The following is a 23,026-nucleotide window of genomic DNA, read 5'->3' as shown; positions in this document are numbered from 1 at the left end:
CCACGTTTCTCTTTCTTCTTCCGTATTCAATTGTCAATGAGCGGAGACTTTCGCCTCAATATCCAGACTTACAAGACCTCTTAAAAACCCCGTAAATCCTTCTGTTTTTGTGCCTCCAGAACCGCGCCTCACTGGCCCGCCCCGGTGGCGTGAAGCGGGTTATAGGGATACCAGACCAACCCGTCAACACGCAAACTCCAAAAAAACAAAACAATCGGGCAAAAACTAAAATTCAAACAATTCAATAACTTCATATATCAACCCATACACCGCAAACAACCACCCAAAAACCCCAGAAACAAGCCAATAAACACAAACCAAAACAACAAAAATTAACAAAAACAAAATTTGCACAGACGAGGATATCCAACTTTTTCAAACGAAACTCACACCCTCAGCACACCAAACCACCGCAAACGTCCCTCTGATACTTCAGCGACTCGCTCAGCCGCCCGAAACCGCCCTTCACCGGGTTTGCGTTCTTATGCGTTAGTCTTCGTTATTTCGGTGTGAGACGCGCGATCTTGCGTTCCTATGTCAGCAATCGAGGCAAAAGCCCGATCCAGTCGCCCGCGCCTACAGCTCCAACCGATCCCAACTTATGCCCCTCCTCGTCAGGCCCGCCCCAGACAGCCCAAACCCGACTTATGCCCGCCTCACCAAAATCTACCGCAGACCATGGCCGCCTGTCCCAGCAGAACCAGCCTCACCGCCCCGGCAGGTCCACGGTTACCGTCTCACCGCCATACCCATGAACACTGTCCCTGGCACGAACCACCACCCGCGACATCCCTGCCGGAATCTCAACACCACTCAACGAGCGTGTGAACGGCTGCTCATTCACATGCGGATGCGCCAGCACCCGCACGGCCAGCACTTTACCGTCTTCCGAAAGCACCTCCCATGCATCGGCATAGTGGTCCCATCCTTCATCACCATGGCGCACGGTCACATCAAACCGATAGGACCCATCCGCTTGCGGGGTCACATCCGCTTTCACCACATCGGCTTCATCCGCCAAAACCTGTGTCGCCAGCAAACTGAGGAATAGTCCAGAAAGAACAGCTCGCATAAAAGCCTCCTTTAGAGCGCATTCCGGTTGTATGGCTTCCATCAAACCCGATGAACTCGCTCCACCAAATAAATCAATGCAAAACGCGCGACTATAAAGGCACGCATCAAACTCCAAGTTTGCAGCGAGGCTAATGCACCACCACCAACCTGCAAGCCACAAAACCTCAAAATATCTTGAGCAGCCAGCCGCTCTCACTCAGTCATGTATATAGATGGGAGATTTGGGCACGGATAAGAACACAACCAGATTGGCAAACACACCAATCACCAGTCCGGGCAGATCAAAAGGCGAGTTGAGCCCGCTTTGCCACAGCACCGTAGCAACCACCCCGGTCACAGCACCTGCAAGAAAAGCCGTGGTTCCACGGCGGGTGCCATAGATAGCAGCCACCAGCGGCACCAGCACAATCGGTGCCCAATAATTGTAGGCGTAAATCAGAATATCCAGAATGCTCTCTATAGAGACGGCAAACACAATAGAAAGTAGCCCCACAACCAGCGTCACCAGCTTGGCGATGAACAGCAGGTCCTCTTCCCGCATCTCTTTGCGCCGCAAAGGCCGCAACACATCATTCACAAACGCAATACTGGCGGAGTTGAGATAGGAATCCGCCGAGGACATCACAATCGCAATCACACCGGAAAACACCAGCCCCTTCAGCACAGGCGGCATAACGCTCACAATCACAAAGGCCATGGCATTATTAGGGTTCAGGTCCGGGTCCAGCGCAAAGGCTACCAAACCAATGGCTCCGGTGATTGCAAAGAAGAAAAAAGAGAACAGCCCGGAATAGAGTGTACCGCGCGCCGCGGCAGACGCGGTCTTCCCCGCCAGCAACCGCTGCATATAAGGAGGCACCAAAGTCTCCCCAAACATAAAGACAAGAATAAGCCCAATCAGCCCCATCCAGCCAAAGTCCGGCCCGGGCAGGCTCAGATGATCCGGCGGTACCGCCGCAAACAGCGCATCAACACCGCCAATCTGATAAATGCCAAAGCCCAAAACCAGCGGCATCCCAATCGCCAGAATAACGAACTGCACCACATCGGTGTAAACCACCGCCCGCATACCGCCCAGCGTCGTATAAAGAATGACGATACCGCAACCGATCCCAATGCCCCAGAACCGGTCCAACCCAAAAAACACATTGAAGATGACGCCAATCGCCCCAACCTGCGCACCAACAATGCCGCAACACAACAACAAACCGCAGACACCCGTGGTCAGTCTGGCCAGCTTGCCATAGGCCTTGCCCATAACATCCCCAACAGAAACCGCATCGGGAAACGCCTTCATCTTGGGCGCAATCAGCGTGGCAACCGCAATCTCTTTACAGCTGAAGCCCCACAGCGCCACAATGTTGGCAACGCCATATAAAAACACCTTCTCCGCATTGCCGGTAGAAAAGCCCCCGCCGATAAAAGAGGCGGACATGGTGGCGAAAATAACAAGAGACCCAAACTCACGCCCCGCCGTCGCATAATCCTTCAGCCCCCGCTGAATCCGACCACCCCACAACCCCACCACAAGTATGCCAACCAAATAGCCAGCCACGATAATCATATCGATCATCAGCAGGGGTTCCTTTTAGACACCAACAGGAGCAATCGCGCCCACGTCTAACAGGAAGACATTACATGAGAGTGAGACAGACCATTAAAAGGCAGGATTTGGGGAATGACGGCTGTGAGAGCAATCGTTTTAGTATTGTTTGCGAAAAGAAGAGTGCTGCTGACTTAATGGCAAATATCTGCAGTTACCCAATGCAATATTACCCCGCTGCGAATGCAGCTGGCCCTTTATGTCTCTGCTCGAACAGCAGTGTTATGTGGCGCTAAGACTTCTTAGTTTCCTGATCTATCAAAACTCTTACAGGGATAGATTTCGCTGCTGGTGTACCACTGATTTTGTCGTAATACCCAAGCGGCAAAAGCGGGTTGAGTTCCGGATAATAACCGGCCACAGCCCCTCGGGGTAGGGAATAATCCACCACCGTCAATCCGTTGACCCGCCTATGCATGCCGTCACTAAAGATTGTCTCGACGGCAACACAGGAACCATTTTCCAGCTCTCGCTCAGCACGATCCTCAGCATTCATAAACAACACCATTCGCGTGTTGTAGATACCGCGATAACGGTCACTGTTACTATAAATTGTCGTATTGAACTGATCATTGGAACGGACAGTCGCTAACCGCAACATATCCGGGTCATGAACTGGATCATCTGAATTTAATCCATCAAAAGTAAGGAAGTTTGCCTTCCCGTTTGGAGTGTTCCAAACAAGTCGTCTCGCCGGGACATCCAGATAAAAGCCCTCAGGAATGCGAATCTTCGACAGAAAGTCGCTGTAAATCTCCGGATAAACTTCTGAGATTTTTTCTCGGATCAAATTGTAATTCGTGATGAAACTTCCCCAGTTCACCACGCTATTTGGAAGAGTTGCCATAGCCATTCTGCACACAATTTCGACTTCTGACTTCAAATATTGACTTGCTGGCTCTAAAACTCCTCTAGACGCAGAAACCTTTGACATTGAATCTTCGGTTGTCAAAAACTGTTCACCGGCGGAAGTACCGATCTTTTCGGAGCGTGCGATTACGGGAAGGATCAGGGCATCTTTGCCGTGGACGAGGTGACCACGGTTGAGTTTGGTTGCAATACCAACAGTGAGGGAAAGCTTACGCATGGCGTCATAGGAGCGTTGAGTATCTGGAATGGCACGAACAAAATTGCCGCCCATCCCGATGAAGACCTTAGCGGTCCCTTTCTCCATCGCTTCTACGGCTTTAATTGTATGGTGCCCATGTTCACGAGGCGGCTCAAAATGGAATACTTTCTTTAGCTGTTCGAGATAAGCCTGCGAAGGCTGTTCATCGATACCAACTGTCCGGTCTCCTTGAACATTTGAATGACCGCGGATCGGTGCAATGCCTGCTCCTGGCTTGCCAAAGTTTCCCAATAACAACAGTAAGTTTGCCACCTGTTGTAGAAGGTGTGATCCTTTCTGATGCTGAGTAAGGCCCATTCCATAACAAATCATCGTTGCTTTAGACCGGATATAAACTTCTGATACACGTCTGATTTGCTCTTCAGAGATGCCTGAAATGTCGGTAATTTCATCCCAATTCTGGCTCAAAACATCTTCTTGCAATGCAGTGATGCCTACTGTGTGACGCTCTACGAACGCCCAGTCGATTATTTGCTCACCATTGGCATCGCGTTCAAAAATGACCTTCATCATGCCCTTGAGCATTGCGAGGTCCCCACCAATACGGACTTGAACAAAGTTGCTCGCGATTTCAGTTGAGCCCAATGTCGCCATTTGCACAACGTCTTTAGGATTAGTGAAACGGATCAACGCACGTTCGGGCATTGGATTGACCACGATAACAGGTACACCCCGTTTTCGCGCTCGAATAAGATTGGCCATCATACGAGGTGAATTTGTACCGGTATTTTGACCTATAACGAAGATTGCCTGAGTACTGTCAAAATCTTCCATCACCACAGTGCCCTTACCTACACCAATTGATGGCGGCAGGCCTCGGCTTGTTGGCTCATGGCACATGTTTGAGCAATCTGGAAAATTATTAGTGCCAAACTCGCGCGCAAAAATAGAATAGAGGAATGCAGCCTCATTGGAGGTGCGTCCTGACGTATAAAATTCCGCTTGATTTGGATTGCCTAGAGCTCGCAGGTGTCCGCCAATCAGATCAAAGGCTTCATCCCAGTCACATGGCACATATTTATCTAGTTCCTCACTATAACGCATAGGTTCGGTTAACCGGCCCTGCATTTCCAACCAGTGATCGGATTCTTCCATCAAACTAGATACGGTATTCGCGGCAAAGAACTCGCGTGTTACTCTCTTTTTCGTTGCTTCGAATGCAAGTGCCTTTGCACCATTCTCACAGAACTCAAATTTACTTCGACACACCGGATCAGGAAAGGCGCAACTAGGGCACTTAAAGCCTCCAGGCTGGTTCATTGAAAGGAGTGCTTTCGAACCTTTGCTGAGACCACTTTGCTCCATCAATACCTTGAGTGTGGCCCTTGCAGCCCCCCAACCGCCTCCTGGTTGCTCAGTTTTTTGGATCTTATTTTTCTTCTCCGTCATACCAAGAGGCTCACTTTTTCTTACCGTAGATGTATCTACCTACAAAGCGGTGATTTTGAATACAACAGATAGTAAACCATATATAATTAAACCAGAGATAATGTGTAATATAAAATATGCAACTTTATTTTTAAATAATACTACCAGCTTCGGCCTCATTATAAAGTTAAATTCGTCATTATTCTCAATATAAAGACAACAACATATTTTTTATCTTAAATATTAGAATACTTATCAGAGATGCACTATTTTTCTAACTAAACTAAGGCAATCATAGTTACACAGTACTAACATTCCCCGCAGTACCTACACCTGTCACAGTCTGACGTACGTCATCCGGGAAACAAACAATTCCAGCATCAACTCCGCGTTCTTAGAAAAGCATCTACTAAATTATATTTCTGCCTGCAGTTGTGTGCTTGTCAAATACATCACATAGTATGCATGTCTAAAGCATTCATGCAGCAGGAGGCGGGCCGTTGAGTGAGGCAATTCAAACGGAACCGATCGTCGGCCTACCAAGAAACTCATTTTCATTAAATTCCATCCGGCGAAAAGACAGATTTGCGTTTTGGCGAGAGAGCTTAGCCTGTCTTTGCGAGGCAGAAATACACCGCGGCGAAGATCAGCTCGATTTCTTTGGTGATATCAAATCTGTGCTGTTCGATTCCCTCATGCTCTCTCAGGTGACAGCACAAGCCCATATCGCCAACCGCACCAATGCGGCCATGGCACGAGATGGCGTAGATCATTATTTGCTGATGGTTCATGATGAGGGCGACGCCGAGTTCTATGCCGGGCAAAAGAGCGTCAACCTCAACAAGGGCGACTGCATTTTTCTGGATTTCTCACAGGAAGGTGGCTCAATCTCCGGCAGTTACAGCAATCGCTCCATTCTGATCGCACGCGAGCAACTTGCGCCCCTGCTGCACAGCCCGGATGACAGCAACTTAAAAACACTCCCGGCGGCTCACCCACTGAATGTGATTTTGCGCGAACATCTCTCGTCAGTCAGCGCCCAGACCAGCAAACTGAACATGCAGCAAGCCCAGCAGCTCGTGCCCGCAACCATGGGGTTGATTGCTGCGTGCCTGAATGGAATGCCTCATGAAAGCGAGGCAGGACAGGAAGGTGTTAATCTGGCCTTGATGACCCGCGCCCGGCGCGTTGTCGAGGCAAACCTGACCAACCCGAACCTGTCTCCGGACTATCTCGGCGGCGCCATAAACGTATCGCGCAGCAAACTCTATGAGTTGTTTCTGTCCTTCGGCGGCGTCAGCAAATACATCCGCGACAGGCGCATGAAGGCCGTCTTGCGCGCACTGCTAGACCCGCGCAACGCCTACAGAGCAACCTATCAGGTGGCTTTGGATTTTGGCTTCATGAATGAAAGCAGCTTCAGCCGCATGTTCAAAAAATACTTCGGCTTCTCCCCTCGCCAGGTGCGCTCAAAATCCTTTGAAATCACCGCAGCCGCTCAGGGAGAAATCAAGCAAGGCCGACAATACGAAGACTGGATACTGAACCTCAGCTAGAACGGCAAAAACACCGGAATAAGCAGGGTGGCAATCGCCAGCGCCATGATCTGCAACGGCACGCCAATCACCACGTAATCCTTGAACCGATAGTTCCCCGGCCCCATCACCAGCGTGTTGATGGGCGAAGCCACAGGCGTACAAAACGCCGTCGAAGCCGCAATCGCAACGCTCATGAGGAATGGCTCAGGCTGCACCCCCATAATGGACGCCACCTCAAACGCAACAGGCGCAATCAACACCGCCGTCGCCGTGTTCGACGTAAACTGGCTGAAGACAGAGGTCAGCAAAAACAAAGACATCAGCATCACATAAGGGGAGCTATTGCCATAAAGCGCAACAATCTGATCCACAATCAGCAGCAACCCACCCGTTTTCTCAAGAGCGGTAGCCATGGGGATCATCCCCGCAATCAAAATCAAACTGGGCCAGTTGATAGAAGTGTAAGCCCGATTAACCGAAACACACCCTACGCACACCATTGCCGTCGCCGCCAAAACAACCGCCGTCACACTCGGCACCACACGGAAGATGATGAGCGCCAGCATAAGCGCCAGAATACCAAGCGCGACAGGCGCCAGCTTGCGCCGGGGCAGATAGTTCTTAATCTCCTCCGGAAACGCCAACAACAGAAAACTCTCCCGCGCCGCCTGCAGTTTGCTGATGTTCTCCCAGTCCCCGACCACAAGCAACTGGTCCCCAAACTTCAGCTCGATGTTCCCAAAGTTCCCGTGCAGAGTTTCCCCCTTACGGATGAGCCCGACAACGCTCAGGTTGTGGTTGGTCCGAAACCCGGCACCACTGATCTTTCTACCGATCAGCTTGGAATCCGGCGCCACAATCAAATCCGCCATGCCAAGCTCACGAGCAGAAAGGTGATGCCCCTCCTCGCCCATCGGCAACAGCTCCAGCCCAATGCAGGCAAACACATCCCCGCTGATAGGCTCCTGCATCACCCCAAACACAATATCACCAGCCTTGAAGGCACGGTTTGTCTGGGTCGACGTCACCTTCAACCGCTTCGTCGTGGTGGAGGTATACTCCAACCCAAACAGTGTAAGCCCAATCCGCCGCCGCAGCTTCGCGCTCACAACAGTCTGCCCAACCAGCTCAGAATCCTCACGGACCCGCAAGCGGACAATCTTGTCTTCAATATCGTAGGCTTCCAAAAACCCCTGCAGCGTCCGGCGCCCCTGCTCCGTCGCTCCTTGAGGCCGCTGCTGACCGCGCAAAAACAGGCGGCCATAGACCAGCATGTAAATCACAGCCACAATGAGAATAACGAGCCCGATCGGCGTGAAGATGAAGAAGTTGAACGGCTCCATACCAGCATTTTGCAACTGAGCATTGGCAATCAGGTTGGGCGGTGTCCCGATCAGGGTAAGCATCCCCCCAATCAGTGCCCCATAAGCAAGTGGCATAAGCAGCCGCGAAGGAGAAAGGTTGGAGCGGCTCGCAAGGCGGATAGCAACCGGAATAAAGATCGCCCCTGCCCCCGTCACGCTCATAACAGACGCCAGCGCCGCAACCGTCAGCATCAACAGAACGATCAGCTTCCACTCCTGATCCCCCGCAATCTGAACGATCTTGTCTCCAACCGCATAAGAAATCCCGGTCTGGGCCAGCGCCTCACCAACAATGAACAGCCCGGCAATCAAAATGACAACGGTGGACCCGAAACCCGAGAGCATTTCAGCAGGCGTCAGAATACCAGACAGCCCAAGCGCCAACATCACCATGATTGCAACAAGGTCCAGCCTCAGCTTGTCGGAGACAAACAGGATGACAGCTGCAAACAATACGAAGAAGGTGAAAAGCATTTCCCAAGACATCGTCTTAGTGTCCTTCGAGAAGTAAATCAGAGGGTTCTGGCCGCAGAATCTGTACGATGTATACGAGGCATATTCGGCAGATCTTAATAAGACAGGAAGTCTTATAGGCCACCGCTTAGTTTATCTAGATGTCTAAGTAAACAATTTATTGAGAGCCTTCGTATTCCCAGCTGTGGAAACAGCATAAGTTATTATGCATATACTTAGTCTGGATCCATTAGTTGCTATCCAGATACCCTGACGAAACTTAACTGAAGTTTACCAGCGGCAAGTTAAAAGCCACATCCTGCTTCCTAAAGGGCAGAGACCTGCAGTTTACATCACCAAGTAATCCAGCTCGATTTACAGGATCGCACACGGCACTTCCATCACAAAAAGAGGCGCAGCCTGTCTTGGCCACGCCCTTCACTGGTAGAATACAATCCAAAGCTAGGTCTCTACGACCTCAATCATTTTCCGTAAGTCCCTTTCTCCGGAAAGTGCTTTACGCCGTCGGCGGCCAGCTGGAAGCCGGTCATATAGGGGTCGCGGTCATCGAGGAAGAGGGTGTTGTAGCCGGTTTTGCGGGCCCAGCCTTCGATGGTTGGGATGATGCCGTCATGGCCACCCACTTTGGTTGCTTCCTTCACACCGCCCACAAACACAGAGCCGATGATGGATTCATGGCGCATGGTGTCGCCAACCTTTAGCTCACCTTTGGCGTAAAGATGCGCGAGGCGAGCAGATGTGCCGGTCCCGCACGGGCTACGGTCCAGTGCTTTGTCGCCATAAAACACCGCATTGCGCCGATCCGCAGCCTCAGAGGTTGGCTTGCCAGTCCATTGAATGTGACTGATACCGTGAATGCGTTCATCTTCGGCATGGGTCACGGAGTACTTCTCATTCAAAGCAGCCCGCAACCGCGGACTCCAGTCGAGCAACTGTGAGACACCTACATTCTCAAGGCCCGGAAAGTTCTCCTGTTCCTCAACAATGGCGTAGAAGTTGCCGCCATATGCCACGTCAACGCTGATCTCACCCACACCCGGCAGGTCAACACTCAAACCAGTCTCTGCCAGATAGCTTGGCACGTTGGTCAGACAAACACTCTCAACATATCCGTCTTTTTCAAAATACTCAGCAACCACAAGACCAGCAGGCGTATCCAAATACACCTTGCCCGGCTCTCGAGGCTCAATAAGCCCCTCTTCCAGCGCCATAGTAATCGTACCGATGGTGCCATGCCCACACATGGGCAAACAGCCGGATGTTTCAATAAATAGCACTGCCACATCACAGTCAGGCCGTGTTGGAGGAAACAGCATGGAGCCGGACATCATGTCGTGCCCACGCGGCTCAAACATCAATCCGGTTCTGATCCAGTCATAGCGCTTGAGAAAATCCGCCCGCCGCTCCAGCATATCATTGCCGCGCAAGGCTGGCGTGCCGCCCGCAACCAGTCGCACGGGGTTACCGCAGGTATGCCCATCAACACAGAAAAAACTCTTGGAGACCAAGCTCCCCTCCCCTTATTCCATGGCATCAATGCAGGATGCCGGCGGTCAACCGATGGAGCCCTCTCTCTCCCCCGGCAAAACCGCGCTTAAAATCGTTGAGCACTGTAAAGTGTGCAATCTATTTTTGGTGTTTCACCGCAAATCAGGTCACTGACCAGCTCAGCCGTAATAGCTGCCTGTGTGAGCCCATGATGACCATGCCCAAACGCATAAGTCACGCGGTCGCTTTGTTTAGAATGCCCAATCACCGGCAAGGTATCCGGCATAGAAGGCCGATGTCCCATCCAGCGAATGCCGTTTTCACGGTTCAGGCCGGGTAACAAACGAGATGCCTTCTCGGCCATCGCGTCAGCCCGCTTCCAGTTGGCTTCCATCTCCAGCCCGCCAAACTCAACAGCACCGCCAACCCGCAATCCGTGAGAAAGCTGCGTCACTGCAAAGCCAAGTCCTGGCACCATAACAGCATGCTTCAAAGCAACATTCGGCACGGAAAACGTGGTGTTGTACCCACGCTCCGTCTCCAGCGGCACCTTGTCTCCCAACTGAGCCGCCAGCGTCTTGGACCACGCACCACAAGCAATCACCGCATGATCGCTGAGGATTTGCTCTTCACCTTCCAGATGCAGAACAATGTGATCGCCCTGCGGCTGAATATGAGAAACCGAGGACTTGAGGATCTTGCCACCGTTGCGCTCAAAAGCCTCTGCAAGGCTCAGGCACAGAGCATGCGGATCATCAACACTCATCCATCCCGGCACCAGTGCTCCGCCAACAACATTCTCAGAAAAATCGGATTCTAACTCACGGATCTGGTTGCCATTGAGCTCTTCAACCTCGATGCCATGCTCACGTTGCTCCTGCCAGCCTTTGCGAACACCCTCAATCTGACTGCGCTCGGTATAGACCTCAAGACAGCCCTTCATAAACACATGATGTCGCGTGCCTGAGGATTGCCACAGCCGTTCCCATGCAGGCAACGAAGCCTTGTTGATCGCAGCTTTGCCAAGAACGCTGTGTTTCAGTTTGTCAGGAAGCGATGCCCGCGAGAACCGCAGCATCCATGGCAGGATCTTGAGTGCATAAGCAGGGCGCACAGAAAGTGGCCCCAGCGGGTCTAGCAACCAGCCGGGTATTTTCCGCCAAATGCCTTTGGATGCCAAAGGCGCAACATCAGTCCATGCAATGCCAGCCGCGTTCCCACGGCTGGCCATTTCACCCGGACCATTGCGGTCAATCAGAGCAACCTTGTGGCCTTCTTGCTGAAGGCGCAGGGCTGTTGCCAATCCAACAACCCCGGCTCCGATTACATGGATGTGTCGCATAGCTCTTTAAGCTCCGGCAGTTCCGGGCGGCATGCAACTGCATCTTCCACCACCTTGATGACACGCGCACGCTCCGCACCGGACAAAGCCAGACGTGGCGCACGAACACGGTCATTAGAGCCGATAGCAACCATCTCTGCCAACTTGATATTTTGGACTAGATTGGTGGAGACATCCAAGTCCAGCAGCGGACGGAACCAGCGGTAAATCTCAAGCGCTTCCTGATAACGCCCAGCTTTTGCCAGCTTGTAGATCGCGACAGTTTCGCGTGGGAAAGCCACAACAAGACCAGCAACCCAACCATCAACACCCATCATCAGGCTCTCAAGCGCAAGGTTATCAACACCGGTCAGCACCTTGAAACGATCGCCAAAGCGGTTGATCACTTCTGTTGCGCGGCGAATGTCATCGGTGGACTCTTTCATCGCAACAATAAGCGGCTCGTCTGCCAGCTCAGCGAACATGTCCAACGTCACATCAACACCGTAAGCAACCGGGTTGTTGTAAACCATCACCGGAACGCCACCAGCTTTCGTAACTGCTTTGATGTGAGCCACAGTCTCATGCGGTGCAGAGCGGTAGGGCACGCCCGGCAGAACCATCAGACCATTTGCACCAGCAGCTGCAGCATCCGCTGCCGCTTTCATCGCACGGCGCGTAGAGCTCTCGCACACGGTCATGATGACGTGTTTGGACCCACAAACCTTTTTGGCAAGCTTGAGAATTTCGATTTTCTCTTCTGGCTCCAGCGCCATCGCTTCACCAAGAGAACCACAAACAATAATGCCATCGCAGCCGGCGTCCATCTGCAGCTGGAAGCAACGCTCCATCACTACAAAATCAAGCTCATCGTTCTCTGTAAACTTTGTTGTGACAGCCGGGTAAACACCAGTCCACATTTTGATTATCCTCACCTGTGATATATTACAGGCAATATGACCCTCAAACCCTCAAAGGTCAATACTGTGATATATCTGAAAGCAAATTAATCCAGAACCACAGTGGAAAAGCAATAAATTCAGCAGGTTAATAACGCTGCGGAAAGTGTGTAACCGGCAATCCGACACTTCCCGCAGCACAATATCATGAAGTTCAGGAGGCCTGAGAACGAGTCCGGGAAACAGCGTCATGCCAACCGGAGAGTCGCTTCTCACGCTCGGTTGCGTCCATGTTCGGCTCAAAACGACGGTCCAGATGCCAGCGCTTGGAGAATTCCTCCATGCTCGGCCAAACACCCGCCTTCATACCCGCAAGCCACGCAACGCCAAGTGCGGTGGTTTCCTGAACAACAGGGCGATCCACCGGACGGCCAAGAATGTCCGCAAGAAACTGCATGGTCCAGTCAGAGGCAACCATGCCGCCATCAACGCGCAGCACGGTGTCACCATTCAGCGGAGAACCCATGTCAGAAGACTTGGAGTTGATCAGATCAACAGTCTGGTAGCCAACACTTTCCAGTGCCGCCCGTGCAATCTCGTCCTGACCGGTGGAACGCGTCATGCCGAAAATCGCCGCGCGGGCTTCAGGATCCCAGTATGGCGCACCCAGACCAACAAACGCCGGAACCAGATAGACATGGCTTTCCGGGTCAGCATTCTCAGCCATCAACTGCGTCTGTGCAGCAGTCTCGATAATCTTCAGCCCATCACGCAGCCACTGCACAGCAGCACCGGCAATAAAGATGGAGCCTTCAAGCGCATAGGTCGTTTTGCCGTTAAGACGATACGCGATCGTGGAGAGCAAACGGTTTTTGGAATAAACCAGCTCTTCGCCCGTGTTCAGCAATGCAAAACAGCCAGTGCCATAAGTGGACTTCACCATGCCCTGCTTAAAGCAAGCCTGCCCAACCGTTGCCGCCTGCTGGTCGCCAGCCACGCCATAAATCGGCAGCTCGGCACCAAACAGATCCGCAGTGATTGTGCCGAAGTCATCCGCACAGTCTTTCACGTCCGGCAGCAGGCTCTTCGGGATGTTCAGCAGAGTCAGCAGCTCGTCATCCCAGCGGTTCTCCCCAATGTTATAAAGAAGAGTACGCGAAGCGTTTGTCGCATCTGTCATGTGAGAGGTGCCGCCAGTCAAACGCCAGATCAACCAGGTGTCCACTGTGCCAAACGCTAGTTCGCCAGCTTCCGCCCGCTCACGCACGCCCTCAACATTGTCCAGAATCCAGGCAACCTTGGTGCCGGAGAAATAAGGATCAAGCAGCAAACCAGTCTTGCTGGTGAACAGCTCCTCATGACCTGCCGCTTTCAGCGTGCTGCAGAAGGCGGAGGTTCGCCGATCCTGCCAGACAATCGCGTTGTAAACTGGCTCACCGGTCTTGCGGTCCCAGATCAGCGTTGTCTCACGCTGGTTGGTAATGCCCACACCGATAATCTGCCCTGCAGCAAGGTCAGCGCCGGACAAAGCCTCACGGCATGTCTCAACAGTCGTCGACCAGAGGTCTTCAGGATCGTGCTCTACCCAGCCTTCATGCGGAAAGTGTTGCGGAAACTCCCGTTGCCCGACACCCACACTTTCAAAACTGTCATTGAAAACGATCGCACGCGTTGACGTCGTCCCCTGATCAATGGAGAGCACCCACCCTGTCATTTATTCCTCCCGGAAGAGGGTTCCCCTCTTCGAAAATCCAATTTGGCACCAGCTATTTTTCTGAGGCGCCGAAACAATCTACAGCGCGTTCCGCTTGATTACTCACAATCAAGCGATAAGAATTCGCTTAAGCAAACAAATTAGAGCACGACACGTAAATGAGAATGCACGTGATGTGCTCTAATGATGAACCTAGAATGTCACGTGCCAAAATACAAAGGTCAACCTTTGTGTATACCATCCCATACAAGGCGCCATGACATAAAACAGGCTCTGCCTTTCACCAGGAAAAACAGAGCCTGAAACTTAACCAGCCATGCGGCTCGCTTCAAAGTAGCTAGCAAGGTAATGCTCAAGCACACCTGCAGCTTCCTTCGGCAGATGCAGTCCCAGCTTGGAACGCCGCCACAAAATATCGTCAGCCGTGACCGCCCATTCCTGCTCAACCAGCCAGTTCACTTCGCAGGCATAAAGACCACCGCCAATATGCGCGCCCATCTCAGCACTGGTTTTCGCATACCCGAGGATCTTCATGGCATCAGAGCCATAGGAGCGTACCAGACGATAAGCATGGTCATGCTCAAGGAACGGATAAGCTGATTTCAAAGAAGCAACCTTCGCACCAAAATCACCCGGCTCAAAGTCACCACCTGGCAAAACGCTATCTTTGGTCCAACTGTTCTTCTTGGCAGCCTGCGGCAGATAATCCGCCAGCTTCTCCAACGCATGCTCCGCCAGACGGCGGTATGTGGTGATCTTGCCACCAAACACGCTCAGTAATGGAGCCTTGCTCTCACCCTCATCCATCTCAAGAACATAATCGCGCGTCGCCGCACGCGCTTCGCTCGCACCATCATCATAAAGAGGACGCACACCGGAATAGGTTCGCACAACCATGTCCGGGGTCACTTCTTTAGAGAAGTACTCACTCACCGCGCTGCACAGATACGCAACTTCATCATCAGAACAGGAAACCCCTGCCGGATCATCCTGATAATCAACATCTGTGGTGCCGATCAGCGTGAAATCATCCTCATAAGGGATCGCGAAGACAATACGGCCATCCGCATTTTGGAAAATGAAGCTGCGATCATGGCCAAACATCTTCGGTACAATGATATGGCTGCCCTTCACCAGACGCACATTCGCCTGACTGTTCAGCCCAATGGCGCCTTTCAAAACGTTAGACACCCAGGGCCCAGCCGCATTCACCAGCGCTTTGGCCTGCACCAGCTCGCTCTTGCCGCTCACGCTATCGCGAATTTCAATCTCCCAACCACCAGCGGTACGGGAGGCGCGGACAACTTCAGTGTTACGGCGAATTTCAGCACCACGTGCAGCGGCATCCCGCGCATTCAGCACAACCAGACGCGCATCATTCACCCAGCAATCGGAGTATTCAAAACCGCGCGTGAAAAGAGACTTCAAGCCATCGTTAAACGGAGCGCTGTCCAGCGGCACCGTCTTCGTTGCTGGCAACAGTTTACGACCACCCAGATGGTCATACATGAACAGACCAAGACGCAGGAACCACGCCGGACGCAAGCCTTTATGGTGCGGAAGAATAAAGCGAAGCGGCCAGATGATATGCGGCGCCATGTTCAAAAGAACTTCGCGTTCCTTCAAAGCTTCACGAACAAGACGGAACTCATAATATTCCAGATACCGCAATCCGCCATGGATCAGCTTGGTCGAGGCCGAAGAAGTCGCGCTTGCAAAATCAGTCTTTTCCGCCAAAAAAACTGAAAGTCCGCGACCAGAGGCATCCCGAGCAATGCCGCAGCCGTTGATCCCGCCCCCTATGACAAATAGATCATAGCTCTTACTCATGGTCTTGCTCATGACTGGCCCCTCAATGTCACGGTTCTCGCCAGTGAATCCGTGATAGCACGCATATTCATTACGCCGAACCTATTCGAATATTTTCGAAAGTCAACGAAACCTATTATCATATATATGTATTAAAACGAAACTCCCATAAGCAAGCAAAAAAATCGTCTGTTTGGCTTATTTCTCTCGTCAATTTGTTTAACACTGGGCAACAACAAAAAGGCGCGTTCGTGATCAAAACGAACGCGCCTTTTTCATATGAAACCGAAACTGCATTGTTTCGGTGCCTGTTTCAACTCAAATCACATTAATTGGGACCATCGTCCGGCGGAATGTCCTCTCCCTCTCCACCAGAATTTTTGGTACCCTGTGCTTTTGTCTGCGCAGCTTTCTGCTCAACCTGAGGAACCTCCTCTGGCTTGCTGTCGCCTGCCACATGGTAGGTCACTTGCGGGAATGGAATATCAATGCCGCGCTCGTCAAACACGACCTTCAGATACTCATTATAAGCCCGCCCGATTGCCCACTGGCTGCCCGGCAAGGTTTTAATGCGCGCCCGGATATTGATGGCAGAGTCACCAAACGCCGTCACACCATGCATTTCCAACTCACCAAGGATCGCAACATTGTGCGGTGTTTCCTCCAACCGGCGGAAGGCTTCCTGCATGGCTTCTTTAGCGACTTCAATATCAGTGCCATACCCAACACCCATAACCGACACCGCATAAGCGAAGTCGCGGGTGGAGTTGGAAACGCTCGTCACAGAAGAGAATGGAATGATGTGCGATGTACCATTGAGATCACGCAGGCTCACGCTGCGAATGCTCAATCGCTCAACGGTCCCGGAAATACCACCAACCTCAACAAAGTCTCCTTCGTTCATCGCATTCTCAAGCTGAATAAAAGCACCAGTGATCACATCCTGCACCAGCTTTTGCGAACCAAACGAGACCGCCAGACCAACCACACCAGCACCAGCAATCAACGGAGCAATCTGAATGCCAAGCTCTGATAGAGCCAGCAGTGTGAACATCACAATCATTAAAATGGAAATTGCATTGCTGAACAGCTTGAACAGCGTCTTGGTCCGGCTGGAAACAACTTTCCCCTCCCGCTCAAGAATGCGCAGGTCAATCCAGGACATAATCGTCAGCCAGAGAGCAAACCCAATAAGGATGACAATGACAGCAGACATGATGGAGTTCGCAAAGGTAATACCGTCACCCGACCAGATCCACTGCCAGAAACTGCCAACACCCCAAACTTCCAGAACACCAACAATCACACAAAGACCCACGATAACCCGCAGCACCATGCAAACAGTCGGCAGGAAGGAGTTCAGGCGGCTTTCAAACGTCGGCAGCACATGATCCAGCGCATCATAAAGGTTCACCCCCTTCCGGATCACCCTCGTCAGCAACATCATGATGCCCAGCCCGATGAAGATGACAAGCAGGGACATAGCGCTGGTTCTGGCAATATAATTGATGGCATCAAGCGGCGTACGCAGCCATGCAACCATGATTGCAAACACATAAAGCAACGCTAGCCAATGCCAGCCAAAGCCGAGCGCCTTAAAGAGTTGAACTGAGAAGTTGGAGCCTCGAAAGCTCTCGGCATATCCGCGAATAGCGTGGCGGACCCGCATCCGTGACCGAAGAATAATCGTCACAAGATAAACAAGGCAAACAAGCACAACAGTGACCCGCACACTGCCCGCAAGCTGCGCAGAGAAATTCACCCCAACCATCGGCACGGCCAAGCGAATGCCAAAGCCAAGGATCCCGACAATCATAATTAGGTGCCGCGACCAAAAAACAGCTTCCTGATCGGAAAATGGCAACAGGCGGAAGGCTGATCGATGCGGTGCAAACACAAACCGGATCACCACCCGCGACATCTCAATCAGGAAAAAGGCATTGATAGCAAACAACTCGACATTGTTGACGCTCTGAACCGTTGGGTCCGTCGAAAAAATGTAAGCCGACAGATAGCCAGCGCCAGACGCAACCCCAACAAACACGGCATCAAAACCGGAGGTAATCGCCAGCAGTCCAACACGGAAGAACAGCGGGTGCCGGTCTACTCTCTTCTCATACCGCCGCATATAAGCGGCTGATATATTATGCAAAATAATCAGTACGATATACGCAGGCAACAGCACCCGGATGATACTGAAAATGCCATCCAACAACCGCGAATGGTCCACCTTTGACTGGCCGTCCAGCAAGTCCTCATAACCGGACAACCCGGAGATGATGAGTGTGCCAAAGTCATAAAAACTCGAAACACCATCCTGCACATAAGTCCCGATCTGCGCCGCAATCGTTGCTTTGGCAGCCGGATTTGCTGTGGCCGTGGATGTGCCGGAACCAGACGAGCCATTGGCCTGCTGCTCCTGCAAAATTTTGACAAGCGCTTCACGCCCTTTCGGGTCTTCAAGCACCTTGATCAGGGCTTGCTTGGCTTGCTGCACATCAGCCCCACCCTCAGCAGAAGTGGACGAGTTTTGAGCCTGCGCAGTACTGGCAAAACTGAGAAAGACCGCAGCAAACGCTGCGATTAGAAACCGGAAAAGCATGGATCACCCAGAATGGAAACGAGCAAAAATCAAGCGAACACTATCGCTTTACACCATAAACGAGAAGATCCGGTGAAGACAAACCGACAAAATAACCCTGCGCAATCAGAGTTTTTGACAGATGAAAGCATGCATGGGTTATCTGGCAACCCGCCCAACCATGAATGCAGCAGTCGCCGTTGAAAGGGTCGCAGCAGCGTAAAACCACAATCCCGGCAAAACCTGAGCACTGGCAAGCCCGCTTGTCTTGGCTGCAAAAATCACCAAGGCCACCAGCATCACATCCATCATGGACCACTTCCCAAGATAGCTGAGCGCCCGAAGCCACTTGCTGGATGACCGATGCAATGCGGAAATACCGAGTACGAGAATCTTCAGGGCAGGCAGAAAGACAGAAAACACAAAGACAAGCCCGGCAATTGAAACCTCACCTTCGTCATAGAGCCCACCAATCACTTGCAACAGGCTCGGCGTATCCTCCAAAAAATAAAGGCGCTCCATACTCAAGAGTGGCAATGTCAGCCCCAGACCGAACGAAAACGCGGCAAGTGGAATTAAAAACCCAAGTAAAACAGGCATAAAGGCTCCTGAAGCGTCTTCCCGAAAAGTGGACACGGCTCAGACCTCAGCGCGAGACCTGGACGCAACAGCCTATAAATAAACATTGGTGAAATGAAAGCAACCACGAGGTATCGCACCGCGAACAGGCGCAGTGCGATCAATAAAGGATAATGAAGAGGTTAAGACCAGTTCGGGTTATCAGAGCATCGGGTCATTCCGTCTAAGAACGAGAGACACTCCTAACCTCGGGAAGAATTAGCGACGCGCCATCCGCCCCGCAATATCGTCCATTCCGTCTTGTTCAATCGCATCCATGGCAGCACGTTGACGCATTTGGTCACGTTCATCCATCAACTCGATCTTTTTCAACTCAGAAACAGCGTCAGTCAGATCGTCCTGCGCTTTCTCAAGCTGAGACTTCAATTCCTCAGTCGAGTGCTTCAGGTTATCTCGGCGCTGAGCAGCCGCGCGAGCGAAAGTCGGATACGCAAAATGGCTGATATCATCAATACCAACACGCTTTTGCTCCTGAACAATCTGGTTCTCCAGATCTTCAGCCATTCGATCAAAATCACTCAACATCGTTTCAATCTGAGTCACCTGACGGCGCTTCTCATCAACATTGAACTTCTTAAGCTTCAAAAGGCCTTCACGATTCTTCATACGCAATACTCCCTTTACCGGAGAGTGAGCTTACGCCTGAGTCATTTCCAAAATATGAGCAAGCTGGAAATATCCCTCTTCAATTGTAGTTTTTTCCCCCTTCGTTTGCCCTAAATACGCTTCGAGGGCGTCATTTTTGGCAATTGCCTCATCAACAAGGGGGTCTGCACCTTCTTTATAGGCACCCAGACGGATCAGTTCTTCCATGTCCGCATAAGCAGACATCAACTGCTTGGCACGTCGAAGAATCACTAAGGCTTCTTCAGGTACACAACGCGGCATGGTTCGACTGACGGATTTTAGCACGTTAATAGCCGGGTAGCGACCACGCTCTGCAATCCCACGCTCCATAACAATGTGCCCATCCAAAATACCGCGAACAGCATCAGCCACAGGCTCATTATGGTTGTCGCCTTCCACCAGCACAGTAAAGAGAGCCGTCACTGCGCCTTTGCCAACAGCACCTGGTCCAGCGCGCTCCAGCAATTTCGGCAATTCAGTAAAGACGGTTGGCGTATACCCTTTAGAGGTCGGTGGCTCACCAACAGAAAGACCAATCTCACGCTGCGCCATTGCAAAGCGCGTAACAGAGTCCATCATACAAAGAACGTTCTTGCCCTCATCACGGAAATATTCAGAGAGAGTAAGAGTGAGATAAGCCGCTTCCCGGCGCATCAAAACGCTTTCGTCAGACGTTGCGACAACAACAACAGATTTCGCCAGCCCCTCTTCGCCCAGATCATCCTCGATGAATTCCTGAACCTCACGTCCACGTTCACCGATAAGACCGATAACAGACACTTCTATTTCCGCGTTACGTGCAAGCATGGACATAAGGACCGATTTACCCACGCCAGACCCGGCAAAAATACCGAGGCGCTGCCCCTGACAACACGTTACAAAACTATTAAGGGATCTCACACCCAGGTCGATCGGGCTCCCAACACGGGCTCGTTCTGCAGCCGGAGGTGGTGAATCACGTAATTTTCTTGGGATCGAACCGAATGGAAGAGGTCCTTTTCCATCGATCGGTTCGCCTAAAGCGTTAACAACACGCCCTAGCCAGGCACTCGATGGATGAACAATACTCTCGCGTGAAATCAGCTTCGCTTTGCTACCATGACGCACACCATCAAGCTCGCCAAATGGCATACAAAGCGCTCTTCCGTCTCGAAATCCGACGACTTCAGCTTGAATTGACGCTGCGTTCTCCCCTATTTCTATTAGTAGACGCGCACCGACGCTCATGGCGTAAACAGGCCCTGCAACTTCAATCAGAAGCCCCTTAACTGCTTCTACTCTCCCGTAAATTTCGGTTGGGAGGCATGATTCGATTTCTGCAAAAAGCGAGTCCAAAACAGATTCCCTATTAATCATTTTCGTCGTTGGTAACCGATCGTTTACGCTTCTGCTTAATGTTATTGGGGAGACTTTGAATGGCGTATAGCCCTTTCAAGGAAACGAAGCGTCTAAACATGGCTTTCAGTAGCACTTGATTCGATTGAAAGCCAACCGGTCTCAAATTGGTGAACAGGAAAGGTTACACCCTTGAATTCTAGGTTGTACCCAGAGAACTGTTCTACGTGAGAGTAAAACGCTTGCGGTAGCGATTCGAGTTCTGTTAACCATAAACTCATTCAATTGAGTCGGGTTTATAGTATTCCTTCGCAACGGTTTGTGTTTTTGGGCCGGCGCGACTGCCCAGGAAAGGCAACACGAGGGGATTAACATGCGTGTATTGTTGATCGAGGACGATAGTGCTACTGCACAAAGCATTGAACTGATGCTCAAATCCGAGAACTTTAATGTCTACACGACAGATCTCGGCGAAGAAGGCATCGACCTCGGCAAACTGTATGATTATGATATTATCATGCTGGATCTGAACCTGCCGGACATGTCCGGTTATGAGGTACTACGCACACTGCGAGTATCCAAAGTGAAGACACCTATTCTTATTCTGTCCGGTTTGGCTGGCATTGAAGACAAGGTCCGTGGCCTTGGGTTCGGCGCTGACGATTATATGACGAAGCCATTCCACAAGGACGAGCTGATTGCACGTATTCATGCAATTGTGCGTCGTTCTAAAGGTCATGCCCAGTCTGTTATTGTTACCGGCGACCTCACTGTTAACCTCGACACCAAAACTGTCGAAGTTGCAGGTCAACGCGTACATCTGACTGGTAAAGAATATCAGATGCTAGAGCTTCTTTCCCTTCGTAAGGGCACAACCCTCACCAAGGAAATGTTCCTCAACCACCTCTACGGTGGCATGGACGAACCAGAGCTCAAAATTATCGATGTGTTTATTTGTAAGCTGCGCAAGAAGCTCGCTTCTGCAACAGCTGGCAAAAACTACATCGAAACAGTATGGGGCCGCGGATACGTTCTGCGCGAACCAGAAGAGAAAGCAGCTTAATAGCTTTATCAGCTAACTTTCAAAGAGTTTCAGTAGAAGCCCTGCTTGGTAATCACCACGCAGGGCTTTTCTGATTCTGGCTTAATCAGGATAGCGCTCCGGATAACGCCTAAGTGTATTGCCCATCATGGGTCTTTGTTGCCATGGTACGGCCATGAGGCTTTTTATTCTTACATCTATTGTCATGGTCGCATTTGCCGCCAACTCAGTTCTGAACCGTCTTGCTCTGGCAGACGGAGAGATTGGGCCATCTGCATTTGCCAGTATTCGCGTTACTGCTGGCGCACTCATGCTTCTGGCACTCATCTTCTTTCGGGGCGGCAATAAACTCTCACTCTCAAAGCCCAACGTCACAGCAGTCCTTGCGCTGAGTGCCTACATTCTTGGCTTCTCGCACGCTTACATCTCCCTTGATGCTGGCTTCGGTGCGCTTTTGCTCTTCGGAGCCGTGCAAATCACCATGTTCATCGGTGCATTCATTCAGCGCGAAAACCTCACACTCCAAAAATGGATCGGCGCAGCACTCGCATTCTCTGGCCTCGTTTACCTTCTCTCCCCTTCAAACACAGGCATAGACCCGCTTGGAGCAGGATTGATGACAATTGCCGCCATAGGCTGGGGGATTTATTCCATCATCGGCAGAGGTGCGGCAAACCCGCTCAAAGACACAGGAATGAACTTTCTCTACGGTGTGCCAATCATCTCATTGGCACTGCTTCTGTTTCCGGACACAACCACCATCACAGCTCCAGGCGTTCTCCTTGCCATCATCTCCGGTGCCATAACCTCTGGACTTGGATATGCTCTCTGGTACGCAATCATTCCGCAGTTACAGACAAGCACGGCAGCAGTTGCTCAGCTCACCGTGCCAATCATCGCAACAGCCGGTGGAATTGTTTTCCTTGCAGAAGCCATCGATAGCCGCTTCATCATCGCCACCACATTGGTGCTCTGCGGTGTTGGGATTTCCGCCTACCGGAGAAAACCCAACACACCCTGA

At 51.5% G+C, this 23,026-nt stretch carries 16 protein-coding genes; 3 read left to right on the top strand and 13 right to left on the bottom strand.

Annotated elements, in window-relative coordinates; genetic code table 11:
- Positions 1 to 706 precede the first annotated feature (706 nt).
- The 3 genes from PsWM33_RS18015 to PsWM33_RS18005 form a co-directional block, all read right to left on the bottom strand.
- Positions 707 to 1,072: a hypothetical protein gene (locus PsWM33_RS18015; RefSeq protein WP_063301100.1), complete on the bottom strand. Its 366-nt coding sequence runs from the start codon at positions 1,070 to 1,072 to the stop codon at positions 707 to 709.
- Positions 1,073 to 1,270: 198 nt separating this feature from the next.
- Positions 1,271 to 2,647, bottom strand: a complete 1,377-nt coding sequence (locus tag PsWM33_RS18010) for a sodium:solute symporter family protein (protein ID WP_063301099.1) — start codon at positions 2,645 to 2,647, stop codon at positions 1,271 to 1,273.
- A 262-nt stretch (positions 2,648 to 2,909) separates the two neighbouring features.
- Positions 2,910 to 5,195, bottom strand: coding sequence for an FdhF/YdeP family oxidoreductase (locus PsWM33_RS18005; protein WP_063301098.1), 2,286 nt, complete (start codon positions 5,193 to 5,195; stop codon positions 2,910 to 2,912).
- Between the two features lie 479 nt (positions 5,196 to 5,674).
- On the opposite strand from PsWM33_RS18005, the gene PsWM33_RS18000 reads away from it, so the two are divergent.
- Positions 5,675 to 6,730 carry a helix-turn-helix domain-containing protein gene (locus PsWM33_RS18000; RefSeq protein WP_063301097.1) on the top strand — a complete coding sequence of 352 codons (1,056 nt, stop codon included), beginning with the start codon at positions 5,675 to 5,677 and terminating at the stop codon, positions 6,728 to 6,730.
- On the opposite strand, the gene PsWM33_RS17995 is transcribed toward PsWM33_RS18000, so the two are convergent.
- The 10 genes from PsWM33_RS17995 to fliI form a co-directional block, all read right to left on the bottom strand.
- Positions 6,727 to 8,562 (bottom strand): SLC13 family permease, encoded by a 1,836-nt coding sequence (locus PsWM33_RS17995; RefSeq protein ID WP_063301096.1) that lies wholly within the window; start codon positions 8,560 to 8,562, stop codon positions 6,727 to 6,729. The genes PsWM33_RS18000 and PsWM33_RS17995 overlap by 4 nt on opposite strands.
- 449 nt (positions 8,563 to 9,011) lie before the next feature.
- Entirely contained in the window at positions 9,012 to 10,058 is a 1,047-nt protein-coding gene (locus PsWM33_RS17990) for a 4-hydroxyproline epimerase (protein WP_063301095.1), read from the bottom strand.
- Between the two features lie 86 nt (positions 10,059 to 10,144).
- Positions 10,145 to 11,380: an NAD(P)/FAD-dependent oxidoreductase gene (locus PsWM33_RS17985; protein WP_063301094.1), complete on the bottom strand. Its 1,236-nt coding sequence runs from the start codon at positions 11,378 to 11,380 to the stop codon at positions 10,145 to 10,147.
- Entirely contained in the window at positions 11,362 to 12,279 is a 918-nt protein-coding gene (locus PsWM33_RS17980; RefSeq protein WP_063301093.1) for a dihydrodipicolinate synthase family protein, read from the bottom strand. Before PsWM33_RS17980 ends, PsWM33_RS17985 begins: the two co-directional genes overlap by 19 nt.
- A 193-nt stretch (positions 12,280 to 12,472) precedes the next feature.
- Positions 12,473 to 13,972 carry a glycerol kinase GlpK gene (gene glpK, locus PsWM33_RS17975; protein ID WP_063301092.1) on the bottom strand — a complete coding sequence of 500 codons (1,500 nt, stop codon included), beginning with the start codon at positions 13,970 to 13,972 and terminating at the stop codon, positions 12,473 to 12,475.
- A 306-nt stretch (positions 13,973 to 14,278) separates the two neighbouring features.
- A complete protein-coding gene (gene glpD / locus PsWM33_RS17970) occupies positions 14,279 to 15,802 on the bottom strand; it encodes a glycerol-3-phosphate dehydrogenase (protein WP_063301137.1) in 1,524 nt (507 codons plus the stop codon).
- Positions 15,803 to 16,109: 307 nt separating this feature from the next.
- Positions 16,110 to 18,383, bottom strand: coding sequence for a mechanosensitive ion channel domain-containing protein (locus tag PsWM33_RS17965; protein ID WP_063301091.1), 2,274 nt, complete (start codon positions 18,381 to 18,383; stop codon positions 16,110 to 16,112).
- Positions 18,384 to 18,521: 138 nt separating this feature from the next.
- Positions 18,522 to 18,962 (bottom strand): paraquat-inducible protein A, encoded by a 441-nt coding sequence (locus PsWM33_RS17960; RefSeq protein WP_057461949.1) that lies wholly within the window; start codon positions 18,960 to 18,962, stop codon positions 18,522 to 18,524.
- Positions 18,963 to 19,199: 237 nt separating this feature from the next.
- Positions 19,200 to 19,607, bottom strand: a complete 408-nt coding sequence (fliJ, locus tag PsWM33_RS17955) for a flagellar export protein FliJ (RefSeq protein ID WP_063298438.1) — start codon at positions 19,605 to 19,607, stop codon at positions 19,200 to 19,202.
- A gap of 30 nt (positions 19,608 to 19,637) precedes the next feature.
- Positions 19,638 to 20,963, bottom strand: a complete 1,326-nt coding sequence (gene fliI, locus PsWM33_RS17950; RefSeq protein WP_063301136.1) for a flagellar protein export ATPase FliI — start codon at positions 20,961 to 20,963, stop codon at positions 19,638 to 19,640.
- Positions 20,964 to 21,336: 373 nt separating this feature from the next.
- Between fliI and ctrA the strand changes: the two genes are divergently transcribed.
- Together ctrA and PsWM33_RS17940 are read left to right on the top strand one after the other, a co-directional pair.
- Positions 21,337 to 22,026, top strand: coding sequence for a response regulator transcription factor CtrA (ctrA, locus tag PsWM33_RS17945; RefSeq protein WP_008551652.1), 690 nt, complete (start codon positions 21,337 to 21,339; stop codon positions 22,024 to 22,026).
- Between the two features lie 154 nt (positions 22,027 to 22,180).
- The gene (locus PsWM33_RS17940) at positions 22,181 to 23,026 is read left to right on the top strand and encodes a DMT family transporter (protein WP_082827065.1); all 846 of its coding nucleotides are present in this window, start codon (positions 22,181 to 22,183) and stop codon (positions 23,024 to 23,026) included.

The sequence above is a fragment of the Pseudovibrio sp. WM33 genome, from assembly GCF_001623165.1.
Classification (GTDB): Bacteria; Pseudomonadota; Alphaproteobacteria; order Rhizobiales; family Stappiaceae; genus Pseudovibrio.
The sequence above is the reverse complement of the archived record's forward strand: the minus strand, read 5'-3'. Positions and strand labels throughout refer to the sequence as shown.

Coding starts and splice junctions, on each gene's coding strand:
- PsWM33_RS18015 (WP_063301100.1), bottom strand. CDS start 1,072: ATGCGAGCTGTTCTTTCTGGACTATTCCTCAGTTTGCTGGCGACACAG.
- PsWM33_RS18010 (WP_063301099.1), bottom strand. CDS start 2,647: ATGATCGATATGATTATCGTGGCTGGCTATTTGGTTGGCATACTTGTG.
- PsWM33_RS18005 (WP_063301098.1), bottom strand. CDS start 5,195: ATGACGGAGAAGAAAAATAAGATCCAAAAAACTGAGCAACCAGGAGGC.
- PsWM33_RS17995 (WP_063301096.1), bottom strand. CDS start 8,562: ATGTCTTGGGAAATGCTTTTCACCTTCTTCGTATTGTTTGCAGCTGTC.
- PsWM33_RS17985 (WP_063301094.1), bottom strand. CDS start 11,380: ATGCGACACATCCATGTAATCGGAGCCGGGGTTGTTGGATTGGCAACA.
- PsWM33_RS17980 (WP_063301093.1), bottom strand. CDS start 12,279: ATGTGGACTGGTGTTTACCCGGCTGTCACAACAAAGTTTACAGAGAAC.
- glpK (WP_063301092.1), bottom strand. CDS start 13,972: ATGACAGGGTGGGTGCTCTCCATTGATCAGGGGACGACGTCAACGCGT.
- glpD (WP_063301137.1), bottom strand. CDS start 15,802: ATGAGTAAGAGCTATGATCTATTTGTCATAGGGGGCGGGATCAACGGC.
- PsWM33_RS17965 (WP_063301091.1), bottom strand. CDS start 18,383: ATGCTTTTCCGGTTTCTAATCGCAGCGTTTGCTGCGGTCTTTCTCAGT.
- PsWM33_RS17960 (WP_057461949.1), bottom strand. CDS start 18,962: ATGCCTGTTTTACTTGGGTTTTTAATTCCACTTGCCGCGTTTTCGTTC.
- fliJ (WP_063298438.1), bottom strand. CDS start 19,607: ATGAAGAATCGTGAAGGCCTTTTGAAGCTTAAGAAGTTCAATGTTGAT.
- ctrA (WP_008551652.1), top strand. CDS start 21,337: ATGCGTGTATTGTTGATCGAGGACGATAGTGCTACTGCACAAAGCATT.
- PsWM33_RS17940 (WP_082827065.1), top strand. CDS start 22,181: ATGAGGCTTTTTATTCTTACATCTATTGTCATGGTCGCATTTGCCGCC.